The following is a 16,539-nucleotide window of genomic DNA, read 5'->3' on the forward strand; positions in this document are numbered from 1 at the left end:
GCTCCTCGACCGGCGAATGGGCGGCGGCGGCTCGACCGGGGGTGGGCGGCTCGACCGGCGGGATGCGGCGGCTCCGACGGCGCGCCGACAGCTCGGTGGGTTCATTCGGGTGAACGGACGCCGATCGGGCGTCGGTGCGGCCACCCCCTAGGATGGCCCGCATGACCATTCGGGGTGGCTATGACGTGGACCTGCGCTCCCTGATCGATGTGTTGGGGACCAATCTCTACTCGAATCCAGGCGTTTACGTCCGCGAACTACTGCAGAACGCGATCGACGCACAGACCGTGGCCGGAAAGTCGACCAGCGCCATCGACATCGACGTCGATGGCGACACCTTCACACTGACGGACCGGGGAACGGGGATGTCGCCCGACGTCATTCGTGACCTGCTCGGCACCATCGGTCGCAGCTCCAAACGCGACGAGCTCGGATTCTCCACCGAGGACACCATCGGCCAATTCGGTGTCGGCATGCTCAGCGCGTTCCTCGTCGCCGACGAGGTAGCGGTCGATTCGCTTGCGCCGGGTCACCCGCCGGTGCGATGGACGGGATCGATGACCGGGTCGTTCGAGGTCGATGCCGGACACCGGACCGAACCGGGGACCACCATCACCCTTCGGGTTCGGCGAGGTTCGGACAAGTGGGTGAGTGCCGATGCCGTGCGATCCCTCGCCACCGAATACGCGGGTCTGCACCCGACTCCCATCCGGGTCAACGGTGAGCCACTCACCATGCCGGCCAACCCCTTTGGACCTGGCACGAACGCCGGTGACCTCGCTGCCCGTCGAATCGGGTTCTGCCAGGACGAATTCGGCTTCACGCCGCTCGAATCGTTCGAGGTGGAGGTCGGGCAGGCCGGACTGCGCGGCGTCGCGTTCGTGCGGCCGGGATCATCCGGCACGTCCCACCGGTCCGGCCATCGATGTTATGTGAAGGGTCTGGCCGTCGGTGATGTCCCGGACCTGCTGCCCGACTGGGCCTACTTCGTCCGACTGGTCGTCGACGCGTCGGCGCTCTCGCTGACCGCATCTCGCGAGGGCCTGGTCAAGGACGAACTGTTCACCGAGGTGCGGGACAGCCTGGCCGCCCAGGTCCAGGAGTGGTTGATCGGCCTGGGCACCAACACCTCGGTGCGTGAACGCTTCCTGTCGGTACACGAGATGGGCATCAAGGCGATCGCCACCGGCACACCGGAGCTCCTACGGTTCGTCGACCGGCACTGCCTGTTCGAGACCAACTTCGGTGCGATGGCTCCGTCGGCCTTCCGGGCCAGGTTCACCACGATGCGGTACACGGCGAGCGTCGACGACTTCCGGGTGCTCGGCGACATCCTCGCCCACCGCGGCGTCGGACTCATCAACGCCGGACACGCATTCGAGTCGGGTGTTCTCCGAGAGTTGGTGCGCGCCAACCCGGATCTGTCCTGCGAGGTGATCGGCCAGGAGTATCTGCTCAATACGATCGCCACCCCGACACCCGACGTCCGCGACGAGTATGCCCGCCTCCTCGACGCCGCCCGCACCGCGCTCCTCCGGTTCGGATGCCGCGTGGAACTGGGCTCCTTCGAGCCGGAAACCCTTGCCTCGCTGCTCATCACCGACGACTCGGCGCAACTGGCCAACGATCGTGCGCAGATGCTCGCCGAGGTCGACGGCGAACCCGACGCCTGGCTGTCGGCGCTGTCCTCCCTGGAGGACGACGCCCCCGCCGTCGACACCCGGCCGGCGTTGGTGCTCAACACCGGTAATCCGCTGATCAAACGCCTCAACCACATTGCGGACACCACGGTGCAGGGCGCGGTCCTGCGAACCCTGTACGGACAGGCCGCCATCCGCACCCGACGACCGGTTCGCGGTTCGGTGGCCGCCGAGGTCGACGATGCCCTGACCACCCTCGCCGAACTCGCCACCCGAACGGAGAAGTCTTGACCCTCGACGCCGCCGACGATCTGAACCAGTTCCGCAGCGACCTCTGGTACGCCCGCTACGGTGACCCCCGGTTCGGATACGAGGACTTCACCCCTTTTCCCTCACTGATCGCCCGCGCCGACGCGATCGGCGATCCGTACTGGATGTTCTATGCACGCCTGGAGGCGGTTGCCTCGGCTCAGTGGTCGGGCCGGCTGACCGATGTCCTCACCCTGTCCGCCTGGCTGCTTCGTGAGATCGACACGAAAGGCCCTGCACTGGAACTGGATTCCGACGACATCGCCACCCTGCACATTCGCCTGACCGGACTCGTCGAGCAGATCGACGAACTGCCGCAGATGAGTGTGGAACAGATCCACGCGCTCACCGACGACTGGGCCCGGCGCGCCACCGCCGACGGGCACGAGGCGGCATCGGTGGTGCGTCTGACCCAGGCGAGAATGGCCATGTACCAAGGAGATCCGGATCGCGCCATCGAGATGCTGGCCGATGCGCAGTATCTCGCGGCACCGGAGAACACCTGCGCGGCAGGGGCCCGGGCGGAGATCGCCGAACTGTACGCCCGGATGGGTCGCGACGAGTTGGCCATCGCCCTCGTCGAGGCCGATCTCGTCGACGACGGGAATCGCTGCAACTTCTTTCCCGCCGAAACCTACGCACCGCTCATCGTGCCCTACGCCCGGCAGGGCCGCCGGGGCGACGTGATCCGGGCGGCCCGCGCGATCGACGAGGTCTACGGTCGACTGCCGCAACCACCCGCCACCGTCGCCGACGCGATCGTCGGGTTGCTGCTCGTCGACGAACTCGCCGCGGCACACGAACTGGCGGTGCGCCGCATTGACGACCTCGTGAATCCGTACAGCCCGATGGAGGAGCTGCGCAAGGCGGCAGCGCTGGCGGCCACCTTCGCCTCGCTCGCTGCGGTCGACCCGGATACCACGGTGCCGCAACGACTGTCGCTGTCAGAGCCGCCGCAGAAGCGGCCGGTGGCCGAGCTCGCCGACGACCTCGCCGGGCGGGCCCGCGCATTGGCCGCCCGGTTCGACGTCCGCAACCACAGCACCGTCGTCTCCGAGCAGACCGAGATGGTGCTGGCGATTCGGGCGACGGGGCACCCCGCCGCCGACGTCATCCCGGTCTCCAGGCGCGACGCGCGTGGCCTGCTGTCGGGGATATTCGCGTTCCGCAACTCCTCCATGCGTCGCGCCGAGGAATGTGCCCGACGGTTGCGAGACCATCTCGACGAACTCGATCCCGTCGATGTGGTGCAGGCGGAGAACCACTTTGCCTGGGAGGAGCGCGGGAATCCCGAGACGGCGATCGCCGCACTGCATGCCGCGGCCGATCGTGCTGTCGCGGTGGGCCGTCCGCATTGGGCGGTGCAGTCACGCCTTCTCGCCACCGCGCTGGCCATCGAATCGGGGTCCGCCTCCCGCGAGGACCTCGACGATTTCCAGGGTCCCGATCCGAGTTGGGAACCGCAACGACAGGCCAATATCTGGAAGGTGGCAGCCATGGTCTTCGCGAATCTCGGGGACCGCGACCGGGCGATGGACTCCGTCGATCGAGCCCTGAACGCGCTCGGGGACCCGGACGAGGCGAAGGCACTGACCGACGAGGACGACTCGCCGGTGAGCGATGCATGGACGATACGCTCGGGTTTGTTGCGGGCGCGCGCGAATCTGCGCAACGCCGCCGGGCAGGACGCCGGTGGGGACAGTGATGCCGCGGTCGTCGCCGCGCGTCGCGCGTTGGCCACGGCCGCCACTCCGGATCAACGACTCGAAGCCGGCACCGGCCTCGTCGAGGTGCTTCGCTCGGCCACGGCCGAACAGCAGCAGACCGATCTCCAGGGGGCGTTGCCGCTGCTCGACGAGGCGCTGGCCCACTCGCGCTATGTGCAGCGCGCCGAAGTGCTGATGTACCGGCACCAGATCCGTGCGGCCACAGGTGATCTCGACGGTGCCATCGATGACGCCGAGCAGGCACAGGCCGTGCTCACCGTGGAAGGCCTCGCCCACCCGGCCGACGCGGTGGCCATCGATCTCGCGGGCACCATGCTCGACCGCGGAGACGATCCGCGGTCGGTGCTCGATATCGCGGTGCCGGCCACCGAGCGGCTGCTCTCACATGATGACCTGGAATCTGCGGATCGCGGGCGTCGTGTCATCGCCACGGCCCAAGCGCGCGCCGGGCTGCACACCGAGGCGGTCGCCACGATCTCCGCGGTCATCGATGCGCTGGCCGACGACACCCCCGCCGCGATCCGGGCCTCCATGCTGCGGTTCCGGGCCGACGAGAACGATCTGGTCGACCTCGACGACGCGGCGGGAGCCGATTACACCGCTGCGGCAGTGCTTTTCGAGGAGGCCGGCGAATCACTTGACGCCGCTGATGCGTTGCGGGGCGCGGGTGCGGCCGCCTTCTACATCGGTGATCACGCCACCGCCGAAGCGCGGTTGGCGCGGGCCGGGCATATCCTCGCGACCCTGCCCGATGACGTCGACACCGTCGCCCTGCGCGTGCGGGTCGACCTGGTGATCGCCGATGTTCGCAAGTTCTCCGACCCCGACGGTGCACGCAGCCTCATCGACGGGGCGAAAGAGTTTGGCGCAACCAATGACTGGACGCCCGTCGTGGTGGCCGCATGCCGCATCGGCGCCCGACTCGAACATGAACAGGGCAACACCGCGCGGGCGCTCGCCCATCTCGACGAAGCCCTCGTGCATGCGCCCGACGATGAGAACCTACTCGGGTTCCGCGAGTACATCGTGGAGTCCCAGAACGGCGAGTAGCGCCGAACGGGTCAGAACATGATTGCACGGAAGTGCGTGATCAACCGGTCGCCGTCGATCAGGTGGAATGCGATCCCCGGCGGCTGACCACGGTTGATGATCTCGGTGCCCTCGAATGGCAGGTTCAGCGTGGAGGCCACACCCGGTGCGATGCACAGCGGTCGGTCGGCGAACCGGGTGACGCATGCCGAATGGGCGTGACCGCAGACGAATCCGACGATGTTCGGGTACCGCACCACGAGCTCGGCGAGACGTTCCTCGCCCGTCTGACGAATCGTGTCCATGAACGTCATACCGATCGTCACCGGAGGGTGATGAAACGCCACCAGCACGCGGGTGTCCGGCGGCGCCGCCTCGATCTGTACCGACATCCAGGCGAGGGTGTCGTCGTCGAGGTAGCCGTCGTTGCGGCCGGGGATGGAACTGTCGACCGACAAGAGCAGGACGTCGTCGACGAGCAGCGACGAGTTGATGGCGCTGGTGGTCCGTTCTCCGACGAGTTCGGCGCTGAAGTTGCCGCGCTCGTCGTGATTGCCCGCGGTGATGAGCATCGGCAGGGGCGAGTCCAGCACGCGGTAGGCCTCGACGTACTCACTGGGACTGCCCTCGTCGGCGACGTCGCCGGTCACCAGGAGGACATCGAGTCCGTCGGCGCGTGCGTTGATGTATCTCAGGGCCGACTCGATACGGGCGCGGTTGAACCGCGTCCCATTGAAGTGAAGGTCGCTGATGTGGGCGACAACGAACACACGAGCTCCTTGGTCCTCGACTCACATGAGGCTAACGGTATGACCTGGTGCGGGCACGCCGAGGGTCGGGCGACACCCGTAGTGCGATATGGACAACCTGCCGACATTGACAGTGGTGTGGCTCACTGTCAGAGTTGGCCGATGGTCCGACGACGACGCGCGAGCGACACCTTCGCTGGTCGGACCGCGATCGTCACCGGGGGTGGGTCGGGGATCGGCGCGGCATTCACGACGGCACTGGCCGTCGCCGGCGTCGACGTCGTGTGCACCGACATCGACCTCACGGCCGCGCAACGGGTGGCCGACGCCTGCGCCGCGCTGCCCGGTGATGTGGGCGCCGCACACCTCGATGTGACCGATGCGGCGGCCGTCCGCGCCACCGTCGACTCGGTGGTCGAGAGCCATGGGCACCTCGATCTGATGTTCAACAACGCCGGAATCGCCCTCGGCGGCAACACCGAGATGCTGACGGTGCAGCAGTGGGACACCGTTGTCGACGTCAACATTCGAGGGGTCATCCACGGTGTCGCGGCGGCCTATCCCCACATGATCCGGCAGGGATCGGGTCATATCGTCAACACCGCGTCGATGGCCGGGCTGACCGCCGCGGGATTGTTGACCAGCTATGTGATGAGCAAGCATGCGGTGGTGGGGCTGTCGCTGGCGCTGCGCACCGAGGCGGCCGCGCACGGAGTCGGGGTGCTGGCCGTGTGTCCGGCCGCGGTGGAGACACCGATGCTCGACGCCGACGGCGTCGGTGGCTTCGACGGACGCGCTTATTATCTTTCCGGACAAGGGATCTCGACGCCGTATCCGGCGGCGCGGCTGGCTGCGGAGACACTCGATGCCATCACGCGCAATCGCCCACTGCTGGTGGTGCCCGTCCAGGCGCGGATGGCGTGGCGGTTCTCCCGGCTCGCACCGGGCCTGATGCAGACGATGGCCGCGAGGTTCGTTGCCGGACAACGGAAACGGCAGGGTCTGTAGGGATCGCGAAGGTTCGATCGCGGCACGGGCGGGCATGATGGCGACACTTCTGCAGTATTTGTCGCTGTCGCGGAGACATGGCGACACTTGAGCCGGTCACCTACGAGACGCCGCAATGGATTCCTCGGCTCGACGAGGGGTACCGGCGCAGCTCACGCAGGGCCGACCCTACTCGGCTGCCGTTGTCCCCGGACATCGCCGACACAGGACATCGCCGACCCGGACATCGCCGTGCCCGCCGATGTTCGCGCCGACATGGAGCTGCCGGGCATCACCCCAGTGTGCGTTCTAGGAGTCTCTCCAGCTCGACGAAGTGATACTCGGCCGCATCGTGGTTGTACATCGGGGTGTCGGCCATCGTGTATCCGTGCGGCGCACCGGGATACACGGAGGTGTGATGGGTGACACCTACCGAGGTGAGCGCATGTTCCAGTTTGGCGATCGCCTCCGGATCCATCGACCGGTCGTGGTCGGCGTGGATCGCCAGGATCTCGGCGGTGACGGTGTCCAGGTGCAGATGCGGGCTGTCCGGATCGTCGGTGACCAGTCGCCCGGTGTGGAACATGCCGACCGCGGCCACGTCATCGGGCCGGGTTGCCGCCGCCAGCAGGGCCAGGCGTCCGCCCATGCAATAGCCGGTCACCGCAACGGGTCCCGAAGCCACACGCGGAAGTGCGTGCAGTGCATCCAGATACGCCTCAATGTCACCCGTGGCCAGATCGGGGGTCAGATCACGCACCCGCGGCATCGCCTCGGCCATGAACGCCGCTCGGGCGTCGGCATCCGACAGCGGCTCTGACGGGGAGGTCTGCGCGGCGGTGCCGCTGCGGTAGAAGACGTTGGGTACCAACACGACGTATCCCCAGGAGGCGATGCGGTCGGCCATGGCGCGGGTCTGTGGGCGCAACCCGATGGCGTCGATGAAGAACAACACGCCCCGCCGGACGGACCCGTCCGGCGCGGAATCCGGGCGTGCCACATAGGCTTCGGCTGTGCCGTCGGGCATGGCCAGGGTGATCATCTCGCTGGTTGGTGCGGACATCGATGTCTCCTTTCGAACGGTGATGTGAACCGGGAGGTCAGAGATCCCCGGGAAGTTTGTCGCGCCGGATACCGCGCCAGCTGGGATGGCGAAGGTGGCCGGTGCTGGTCCAGTCCATGAATCGCACCTCGCCGACAATCTTGGGGAGCACCCACACGGCGTTGGCCGCGACCGGACGGTCGATCTTGTCCAGAAATGGTGAGCGACTGATCGTCAGCGGCTCGAGTTCCTCGGCAAGAGAGGACAATTGGGCTTCGGTGAACCCGGTTCCGACCCGGCCGACATACCGGAGCCCGGTCTCCTCGGGCAGGCCGAGCAGCAGCGAACCGATCGTATGTGAACGGTTGCCACGCCCCGGTCGCCAGCCGCCGATGACGACCTCGATGTCACTCCAGTTCTTGTGCTTGAGCCACGACGACGATCGCTTACCCTGCTGATACACCGACGAACGACGTTTGGCCACAACGCCTTCCATCTGATGTTCGCGACTGTACTCGGCGGCCACCGCACCCGGACCCGGCAACAGCGGTGGCACCTCGACGTAGCGCGAATGACGGAAAGCGGGCGCGAGTTCCTCGAGGAGCTCGCGCCGCTGCGACCACGGCTTGCGCAGCAACGACGTTCCGTTCAGATACAGCACGTCGAACAGATACAGCTTGAGGGTGTAGTCCGCGTCGGTGGCGTTACGTCCGGCGAGGAGGGTGAAGTTGGTGCGGCCCGACGAGTCCAGCGCCACCACCTCGCCGTCGAGAACCGCGTCGATGAGACCGAGATCATCGGCGATGGAGGCGAGTTCGGGAAAGTCCTTGGTCATGTCGAGGCCCGAACGCGACGTCAGGCGGAACTCGCCACCGATCGAGCGGATGAGCAGCCGGTACCCGTCCCACTTGCCTTCGAATGCCCACTTCTCGTTGTCGAGGCCGTCGATCGGCTCGTCGGTGGCCAGCATCGGCCGTGGATCACGCAGGCTGTCCGGGAGGATCGGGCGCGGTTCGTCGCTCATCAGGTGGGCGAGCCAGTTCTTGTCGCCGGTGCGGATCAGCGCGTAGCGGCCCTGGATGCGATCGCCCTTGAGTCGCACGATGATCTCGTCGGCGCGCCACTTCTCGGTCTCGAAGGTGCCCCGATCCCAGATCTCCACATGCCCGCCGCCGTACTCGCCTGTCGGGATGTCACCGGCGAAATCGGCGTAGTCCAACGGGTGATCCTCGGTCTGCACGGCGAGCCGATTCTGGTCGGAATCGGTCGGCAGATTCTTCGGCACCGCCCAACTGACCAGCACCCCATCGTGTTCGAGGCGGAAGTCGTAGTGCAGCCGGCGGGCGTGATGCTCCTGGATCACGAAGATCGGCTCCGCCGCGGCGGTGTCGGTCGACTGGGCGCGACGCCGGGCCGTGTTCTCGTCGCCGAACGGTTCGGGGGTGGCCGACGAGTCACGCTTGCGCCGGTAATCGCGCAGGTTGATGACCTGGCCGGAACGCGGCGTGTCGCCGTCCGTGCCGCCGCCCGTGTCGGCATCATCCGCGTCGTCGTCATCGTGGTGGCCGGCGACGGTGCTGTCGGCATCGTCGTACGGGTCGTCGAGTCCGTCGAGCAGGTCGCCGTCCTCCTCGACGCGCTCGAGGACGTCGGTGTAGAGCAGTTGAGTGATGTCGCGGTCGGCGAGTTCGGCCCAGGTGCGGGGCGCGGCCACCCACGGCTGTTCGCGGCCGCGCAACGAATACGGTGAGAGTGTGGTCTTGGATGCGCTGTTCTGACTCCAGTCGATGAAGATCTTGTTGTCGCGCTTGGCCTTCGACATCGACGCGGTGATCGCGTCGGGATGCTCCCACTCCAGCGTCGACGCGACCCGGTGGGCGACCTTGCGCGCCGAATCCGGCGAGACCGGCGTGTTGAACCGGCCGTACACGTGAATTCCCTTGCCGCCGCTGGTCACCGGATAGCAGGCGATTCCGACGTCGTCGAGCATCTCGCGGACGGCGCCGGCCACCTCGGCGACCTCACGCAGCGGCACACCGGGACCGGGGTCGAGATCGAAGACGACCCGATTGGCCTTGCACGCATCCGGGGCGTCGGCGGGTCCGTGCTCGGGAAGCCGCCACTGCGGTGTGTGCAGTTCCAGGGCGGCCATCTGCGCCAGCCACACCAGGGTCGCGGGGGAGTCGGCGATGACGTACTCGATGATCCGGCTGCTGTGTTCGACGCCGTGCCGACTCACCCAGTCGGGTACCCCTTCGGGCACCGTTTTCTCGAAGAAAGGTGTCGAATCCACACCGTTGGGCCAGCGTTTCCGGGTGATCAGACGTCGTGCGAGATGCGGCAGCATGACGTGCGCGATGCGTGCGTAATAGTCGATGACATCGAACTTGCGGGTCCCGGTCTGCGGGTAGAGGACCTTGGACAGATTGGTCACCGTGATCGTGCGACCGTCCACCTCGAGGCTCTGTCCACCCACCATGAATCAAGCGTGCCACGTCGATCTGTTACGCGCGGCAGGCCGCGGATGCCGTCGGGGGATGGCACAATGGCGACCATGCGCTCGATATGGAAGGGCGATCTGAGCTTTGGCCTGGTGAACGTGCCCGTCAAGGTGTACTCCGCCACGGAGAGTCACGACCGCAAGTCCTATCAGGTCGACTCGTCCGACGGCACCCGCATCCGCTATCGGCGGGTGCGTGAGGGCACCGACACCGAGGTGGAGTTCTCCGACATCGCCAACGCCTACGAGTCGTCGGCGGGGGACACGGTGATTCTCACCAAGGACGACCTGTCGTCGCTGCCGGTGCAGAAGAGCCCGGAGATCTCGATCCTGGAGTTCGTCCCTGTCGATCAGGTCGATCCGATCTACTTCGACAAGCCCTATTACCTCGAGCCGTCCTCGAAATCCCCGAAGGCGTATGTGCTGCTCGCGAAGGCGCTCGCGGAGACCGAGCGCCTGGCGATCGCGTCGTTCACCCTGCGCAACCGGACGCGGATGGCGGCGCTGCGCGTCATCGATCCGGGCGTGATGACCCTGCAGACCCTGCTGTGGCCCGACGAGGTCCGCACACCCGACTTCGGTTTCCTCGGCGAGGACATCGAGATCCGGGATCAGGAACTGCAGATGGCGTCGTCGCTGATCGACTCGATGGCCCAGGACTACGACCCGAGCGAGTTCTCCGACACCTACCAGGAGGAGTTGAGCAAGCTCATCGACGCCAAGGCCGGCGGTGAGCAGGCCTTCCCCGAGTCCGACGACGACTCCGAGACCGACGAGGACTCCGAGGTCGCCGACCTTCTCGCGGCGCTGCGGGCGTCGGTGAAGGACCGGTCGGCCGATACCGACGGGGACGAGGCGCCCGCGAAGAAGGCCCCGGCCAAGAAGGCCGCCGCGAAGAAGGCGCCCGCCAAGAAAACCCCGGCGAAGAAAACCGCGGCCAAGAAGGCGCCCGCCAAGAAGGCCTCCCGGCGGGCGAGCTGACCGGCGCGAGGGTGTGCCGCGGTGGTGGTGCCGCGGAGGTTGCGCCGGCCCGGCGCCCGGAAATCGACTGTCCTGATCCGAACGTGTGAGGCAAGCTCGTGAGGTGAGTTCCTCGGTGTCCACCTCGTCGCTGCCCCGGGTGCTGCGCCCGTTCTCCGGTGCCCAGTACCGGCGGCTGGTGTTCGGGTTGATGCTGGCGTTGTTCTCCGACGGCGTGTGGACCGTGACGGTGGTGTGGCAGGTCATCGAGATCGGCGGCGGCCCCGGGCAGGTGTCGTTGGCGTCGGGCCTGGCGGCCACCGGCATGGTGATCTCGACGCTGTTCGGAGGCGTACTCGCCGACCGCGTCTCCCAGCGGTCGATCATCGTCGGCCTCGAGATCGTCAAGATGATCGCGTTCGGCATGGTGGCGATCTGCGCACTCACCGGGGTGCTGACGTTGCCGATCGTGGTGATCGCCGCGATTCTCGGTGGCATCACCACCGGCATGTACTACCCGGCGTACTCGGCGCTGTTGCCGGCGATCGTCGAACCCGCACAGCTGCAGGCGGCCAACGGAATCGAGGGAATCGCGCGGCCGGTGCTGTTTCAGGCGGTGGGCCCGATGGTCGCCGGTGCGGTGATCTCGGTGGCCGCCCCGGCGCAGGCGTCCATCATCGCCGCGATCGCGAGTGTCGGTGCGGCACTGTGCTATCTGCTGATGCGGCCGGTCGCCGTCCGTCGCGACCCGGCCACCCTGCGTGGTCCGGTGGTCCGTTCGGTGCTCACCGACCTGGCCGAGGGATTCGTGTACATGTGGCGCACGCCGTGGCTGTGGGCGACGCTGTTCTTCGCGACCGTGCTGGTGCTGGCCACGATGGGACCGATCGAGGTGCTCATCCCGTTTGCCTTGCGCGAGCGGGTGAATGGTGGGGCCGGCGATCACTCGCTGGTGCTCGCGGCATTCGGTGTCGGGGCCGCTGTGAGTTCGTTCGTGTTCGCGTCGATTCCGATGCCGCGCCGATATCTCACTCTGATGTTCGGCATCTGGAGTCTGTCGTCGGTGCCGCTGGTGCTGATGGGTGTGGCCGAACACACCTGGGTGTTCATCGTCGCCGGATTCCTCACCGGCATCCTGTACGACGGCCCGATGGTGTTGTGGGGCACGCTGTTACAACGTCGGGTGCCGCCGGCGCTGCTGGGCCGGGTGGCCAGCCTCGACTTCTTCGTCTCGGTGGTGCTGATGCCGGTGTCGATGGCGCTGGTCGCTCCGGTCAGTCACGCGATCGGCGTGACCACCACCTTCGTGCTGTGCGGACTCATCCCGGTCCCCGTCGCCGTCGGGTTCTATCTGGCCGCCCGGCTCTGGCGTGACGAGGTGGCTCATCCGCTCACCGACGAGGCGCAGGCGGTTGCGGCGGCGGTGGTGCATGACGAGATGACCGGTGCGGCGTTCGTCGAGCCGAATACCGTCGAGCCCGATACTGTTGTGTCACAGGAGGATCGGGACGACCCGCCCGCCGCGCCCTGAGTTTCTGCGGCACCCCGGGTCAGTCGTCGGTGAGGTGCTCGGCGGCGGATCGGGTGATCTCCTCGGTCAGTGCCGACAGCAACGGCGAGGCGAGTTTCCAGTACTGCCAGAAGAGCGGGACCTCGACGCGCCGGTCGGTGATGGTCACCAGCCTGCCGTGATCGAGGGCGTCGGCGATCTGGACGCGCGGTGTCAGGCCCCATCCCATCCCGAATTCGATGGCGCGGTGGTACTCGGTGGATGCCGGGATGTAGATCGCGGGCGGATCGCTCGGTATCCGGGTGAGCAGACGCAACGCCTCGCGTTGCAGGTTGTCGCGTCGGTCGTAGTGCACCATCGGGGCCCGCGCCAACGCGGCATCGGTGGGGCCCTGCGGCATCCAGCGGGCGAGGAAATCGGGTGTGGCGACCGGGATGTAGCGCATCGAGCCGAGCGGTTGGGTGTGGCAGCCGCGGATGCGATCGGGGAGTGACGTGATGGCGCCGAGCACCTCACCGCTGCGCAGGTAGTCGGAGTTGCGGCTCTCGTCGTCGCGGATCACCTCCACCGCACCCGGATTCGAGTGATGAAAACGCGCCAGCGCCGGCAGCAGCCAGGTGGCCAGCGAATCGGCATTGGCCGCGATCGGCAGATGGATCAACTGCGGTGCGGCGGCCGGATCGTCGGGCGGGTGGTCGCCGGAGGTCGAACCGACCAGCTCCAGCTCCGCCTCGGTGCGCAGCAACTCCCACTGTCGGGCCAGCCGGATCACGACCTCGCCGTCGCGGGTGGCCTGCACCGGCTTCGTCCGTCTCAGCAGGACACGTCCGACGCCGTGCTCCATCGCCTTGATGCGCTGACTGACCGCCGACGGTGTGATGTGCAGAGACCGGGCGGCGGCCTCGAAGGTTCCCTCACGCAGTACCGCCGACAGCGTCTCCAGACCGTCCGGTTCCAACTCCACATAAGTGATTCTAATGATTCCTGAAAAAGATTCGCTGTACGCGGGTTCGGCGCGCTCGTAGCGTCGAAGACATGAGCGCATTCTGGATGCCGGCCCTGGCCGGATTACTGACCGGAGCGGGTCTGATCATCGCGATCGGCCCGCAGAACGTCTTCGTGTTGCGGCAGGGGGTGCGCCGAGCCCACGTGGCCCAGGTGGTGGCGGTGTGCGCGGTGTCCGACGTCGTGCTGATCACCGCGGGCGTCGCCGGATTGGGTGCCCTGGTCAGCGCACATCCGACGCTGATCACCGTGGCCACACTCCTCGGCGGCGCCTACGTGATCGTGCTCGGACTGATGGCCGCTAAGCGCAGCCTGCGCAGCGGCACCGGGATGACCACCGATACCGGCGAGGCGGCGAACACGTCGCGCTGGATGGCCATCGGTACCGCCCTGGCACTTACCTGGCTCAACCCGCACGTCTACCTCGACACCGTGCTGACCATGGGCGCGATCGCCAACGGACATGGAAACGGCAAGTGGGCCTTTGCCATCGGCGCCTGCATGGCGAGCATCCTGTGGTTCACCATCCTCGGTGGGGGAAGCCGGCGGATGGCTCCCCTGTTCGCGAAACCGCACGCGTGGCGCATCCTCGACGCCGTCGTCGCCGTCATCATGATCGGTATGGGCGCCGCGTTGATCGCGTCTGTGTGACACGCGCACCCCGATGCCTGCCCTGGTGTCACCGCCCTGGTGCCCCGGCACTGGGGCCACCGCCCCGATGTCCTGCCCCGGTGTCCTGCCCCGATGTCACGCTGTTCGTCGATGCCGTGGTGTGATCGGTGCGCACACCATCATCGAGGCAGGAGGTCGACGATGACCGCAGGCGCCGGACGCGAACGTCAGAACGAGATCTACACCGCCGGTATCCATAACCGTCGGCCGGTCGTGCCGACCGACTTCGCCGAACTCGAACGCCGCGCCCGCAAGGCGATGTCGGAACGGGCATGGGCCTATATCGCGGGCGGTGCCGGTGAGGGTCGGACGATGACCGCCAACCGCAGTGCCCTCGATCGGTGGGCGATCGTGCCGCGGGTGCTGCGTGATGTGTCGCAGCGCAGCCTGGAGGTCGACCTCTTCGGTACCCGGCTGCCGGCACCGATCCTGTTCGCACCGGTGGGTGCCGGTGGGCTCGCGCTGCGTGATGCCGACGTCCACATCGGGCACGCCGCCGCCGAACTCGGTGTGCCCTATATCTTCTCGAATCAGGGCAGCGCCCCGATGGAGACGGTGGCCGCCGAGATGGACCGGGTGCGACCCGGGGCGCCCCGGTGGTTCCAGTTGTACTGGTCGACCGACGACGACCTCGTCGACTCGCTGCTCGCACGTGCACAGCGGTGTGGTGCGCAGGCGGTGGCCGTCACTCTCGACACCACGATGCTCGGCTGGCGGCCTCAGGACCTCAACCTCGGTTCGCTGCCCTTCGCCCGGGCCGAGGGGATCGCGCAGTACACCTCCGATCCGCGCTTCGCCGAGATCGTCGCCGAGCGCGCCGCCGGTCCGTCGGAGAAGCCCGAGATCTCCCTCGGTGCTCTCAAGACCCTGTTCTCCATCGCGCGGAACACGCCGGGATCGTTGCTACGCAACATCATTGCGCCGGAGCCCCGCGTTGGGGTGCAGACCTTCCTCGACATCTACTCGCGGCCGTCGCTGAGCTGGACCGAGATCGCGTCGCTGCGGGAGCGGACGTCGCTGCCGATCGTCCTCAAGGGTGTCCTGCATCCCGACGACGCGCGGATGGCCGTCGACGCCGGCATCGACGGCATCATCGTCTCCAATCACGGAGGCCGTCAGATCGACGGTGAGATCAGTTCCATCGATGCGCTCGCCGACATCGCACCCGCCGTCGACGGGCGGTGCACTGTTCTCGCTGATTCCGGGATCTATACCGGCGCAGACGTTTTCAAGGCGCTCGCGCTCGGTGCCGACGCCGTCTGCATCGGACGCCCGCACATGTACGGACTGGCGATCGCCGGTGCCGCCGGTGCGAAGGATGCGGTGGCCAACATCATCGCCGAACTCGACCTCACCCTCGGACTGTCCGGGCACACCAGCGTCGCGGAACTCGATGCCGGTGTGCTGAAACGACTGTGAGGCCCGCCGGACGGATGACCGAGGGCCTCACAGTGGCGAGGTGGCTTGCGTGATGCTCAGACCAGCGGCCGCTTGGTGCGGATGCGCCACTTGACGTCGGTGAGTAGCAGATTGAACGGGAAGGCGCGCAACCACTTCGGGAAGTGCGCGATCATCGCCCGGGCGACCGTGTTGTGAACGTCGAAGAAACGCTGTTGCCACGGCTTGAACTCGACACCCATCGCCCGGCGGAATCCCTCGTCGAGGAAGCCGATGGCGAAGATCTCCGAATGCCATCCGAACAGCCGCGACATCGTCGAACCGGCGAAGCCCATCCGGGCGATCCGCATCAGGTGTTCGCGGATCACCGGGTCGATCTCGAGCGAGTCGATCATCCCGTTCCAGTAGACGTCGAAGTCGGCGCGGGAGGCCGGCCACATCTCGCGGGGCATCTGCAGGGTCGTGCCCATGACGGCACCGGCCTGGTAGGCCTCCTCGGTGATGACCGCGGGATCGCCGAAGATGCGCTGGACGTCCTCCCACCCCTTGTACAGGCAGGCCGCCACCCACAGCTGCAGATTCGGGTCGAACGCGTTGTACTCGACCGGGCTCTCCGGGGTGGACCGGACCTTGGCGTGCGCACGGCCGACCGCGCGACGGTAGGCCTTGCGGATCTTCGTGTCGCCACTCGCGGCGACGGCGAGATAGCTCAGCGTGGTCCGGGTGCGCTTGACCGGGTGTTTGAAGAGATTTCCGGAATCGACGCGGCTCTCGTAGACGCCGTAACCGACCGCGGGCAGCGCGAGTTGCATGATGACGTTCGCCGGTCCGGCCAGCGTCGCGATGCCCAGCATCTCCATGTTCGAGGCGGGCAGGGCGTCGAGCTCGGCGCGCGACATCCGTGCCACGTGGGGCAGGAACTCGGTGTCGGGTTGTTCGGCCGCCAGGTTGGCGCTCAGCGAATCGTCCGGCGATTCCTGTCGCGCGGCGGCAGAGTTCTGCACTGTCATG

12 protein-coding genes are annotated in these 16,539 nt (G+C 67.1%); 7 read left to right on the forward strand and 5 right to left on the reverse strand.

Annotation, left to right across the window (positions count from 1 at the left end):
* The first annotated feature begins 161 nt into the window (after positions 1–161).
* Together ACWDPV_RS09050 and ACWDPV_RS09055 are read left to right on the forward strand one after the other, a co-directional pair.
* A complete protein-coding gene (locus ACWDPV_RS09050; protein ID WP_449742650.1) occupies positions 162–1,931 on the forward strand; it encodes an HSP90 family protein in 1,770 nt (589 codons plus the stop codon).
* On the forward strand, positions 1,928–4,726 hold the full coding sequence (locus ACWDPV_RS09055; RefSeq protein WP_449742651.1) for a hypothetical protein: 2,799 nt from the start codon (positions 1,928–1,930) through the stop codon (positions 4,724–4,726). Before ACWDPV_RS09050 ends, ACWDPV_RS09055 begins: the two co-directional genes overlap by 4 nt.
* An 11-nt stretch (positions 4,727–4,737) precedes the next feature.
* On the opposite strand, the gene ACWDPV_RS09060 is transcribed toward ACWDPV_RS09055, so the two are convergent.
* Positions 4,738–5,475, reverse strand: coding sequence for a metallophosphoesterase (locus ACWDPV_RS09060; RefSeq protein ID WP_449742652.1), 738 nt, complete (start codon positions 5,473–5,475; stop codon positions 4,738–4,740).
* Positions 5,476–5,616: 141 nt separating this feature from the next.
* Here ACWDPV_RS09060 and ACWDPV_RS09065 point away from each other — a divergent pair, with 141 nt between their 5' ends.
* Positions 5,617–6,462 (forward strand): SDR family NAD(P)-dependent oxidoreductase, encoded by an 846-nt coding sequence (locus tag ACWDPV_RS09065; protein WP_449742653.1) that lies wholly within the window; start codon positions 5,617–5,619, stop codon positions 6,460–6,462.
* A 271-nt stretch (positions 6,463–6,733) separates the two neighbouring features.
* On the opposite strand, the gene ACWDPV_RS09070 is transcribed toward ACWDPV_RS09065, so the two are convergent.
* A complete protein-coding gene (locus tag ACWDPV_RS09070) occupies positions 6,734–7,504 on the reverse strand; it encodes a dienelactone hydrolase family protein (RefSeq protein WP_449742654.1) in 771 nt (256 codons plus the stop codon).
* A gap of 37 nt (positions 7,505–7,541) precedes the next feature.
* The gene (locus tag ACWDPV_RS09075; RefSeq protein WP_449742655.1) at positions 7,542–9,962 is read right to left on the reverse strand and encodes an ATP-dependent DNA ligase; all 2,421 of its coding nucleotides are present in this window, start codon (positions 9,960–9,962) and stop codon (positions 7,542–7,544) included.
* Positions 9,963–10,037: 75 nt separating this feature from the next.
* Between ACWDPV_RS09075 and ku the strand changes: the two genes are divergently transcribed.
* On the forward strand, positions 10,038–10,964 hold the full coding sequence (gene ku / locus ACWDPV_RS09080; protein WP_449742656.1) for a non-homologous end joining protein Ku: 927 nt from the start codon (positions 10,038–10,040) through the stop codon (positions 10,962–10,964).
* Positions 10,965–11,067: 103 nt separating this feature from the next.
* Positions 11,068–12,474 (forward strand): MFS transporter, encoded by a 1,407-nt coding sequence (locus tag ACWDPV_RS09085; RefSeq protein ID WP_449742657.1) that lies wholly within the window; start codon positions 11,068–11,070, stop codon positions 12,472–12,474.
* A gap of 19 nt (positions 12,475–12,493) precedes the next feature.
* On the opposite strand, the gene ACWDPV_RS09090 is transcribed toward ACWDPV_RS09085, so the two are convergent.
* Positions 12,494–13,417 (reverse strand): LysR family transcriptional regulator ArgP, encoded by a 924-nt coding sequence (locus ACWDPV_RS09090; RefSeq protein WP_449742658.1) that lies wholly within the window; start codon positions 13,415–13,417, stop codon positions 12,494–12,496.
* A 71-nt stretch (positions 13,418–13,488) separates the two neighbouring features.
* Here ACWDPV_RS09090 and ACWDPV_RS09095 point away from each other — a divergent pair, with 71 nt between their 5' ends.
* Together ACWDPV_RS09095 and ACWDPV_RS09100 are read left to right on the forward strand one after the other, a co-directional pair.
* Positions 13,489–14,109 (forward strand): LysE/ArgO family amino acid transporter, encoded by a 621-nt coding sequence (locus tag ACWDPV_RS09095; RefSeq protein WP_449742659.1) that lies wholly within the window; start codon positions 13,489–13,491, stop codon positions 14,107–14,109.
* A gap of 162 nt (positions 14,110–14,271) precedes the next feature.
* Positions 14,272–15,549, forward strand: a complete 1,278-nt coding sequence (locus ACWDPV_RS09100; protein ID WP_449742660.1) for an alpha-hydroxy-acid oxidizing protein — start codon at positions 14,272–14,274, stop codon at positions 15,547–15,549.
* A 56-nt stretch (positions 15,550–15,605) separates the two neighbouring features.
* On the opposite strand, the gene ACWDPV_RS09105 is transcribed toward ACWDPV_RS09100, so the two are convergent.
* A complete protein-coding gene (locus ACWDPV_RS09105) occupies positions 15,606–16,538 on the reverse strand; it encodes an oxygenase MpaB family protein (RefSeq protein WP_449742661.1) in 933 nt (310 codons plus the stop codon).
* Position 16,539: the final 1 nt, after the last annotated feature.

The organism is Gordonia sp. NPDC003504, assembly GCF_053587995.1.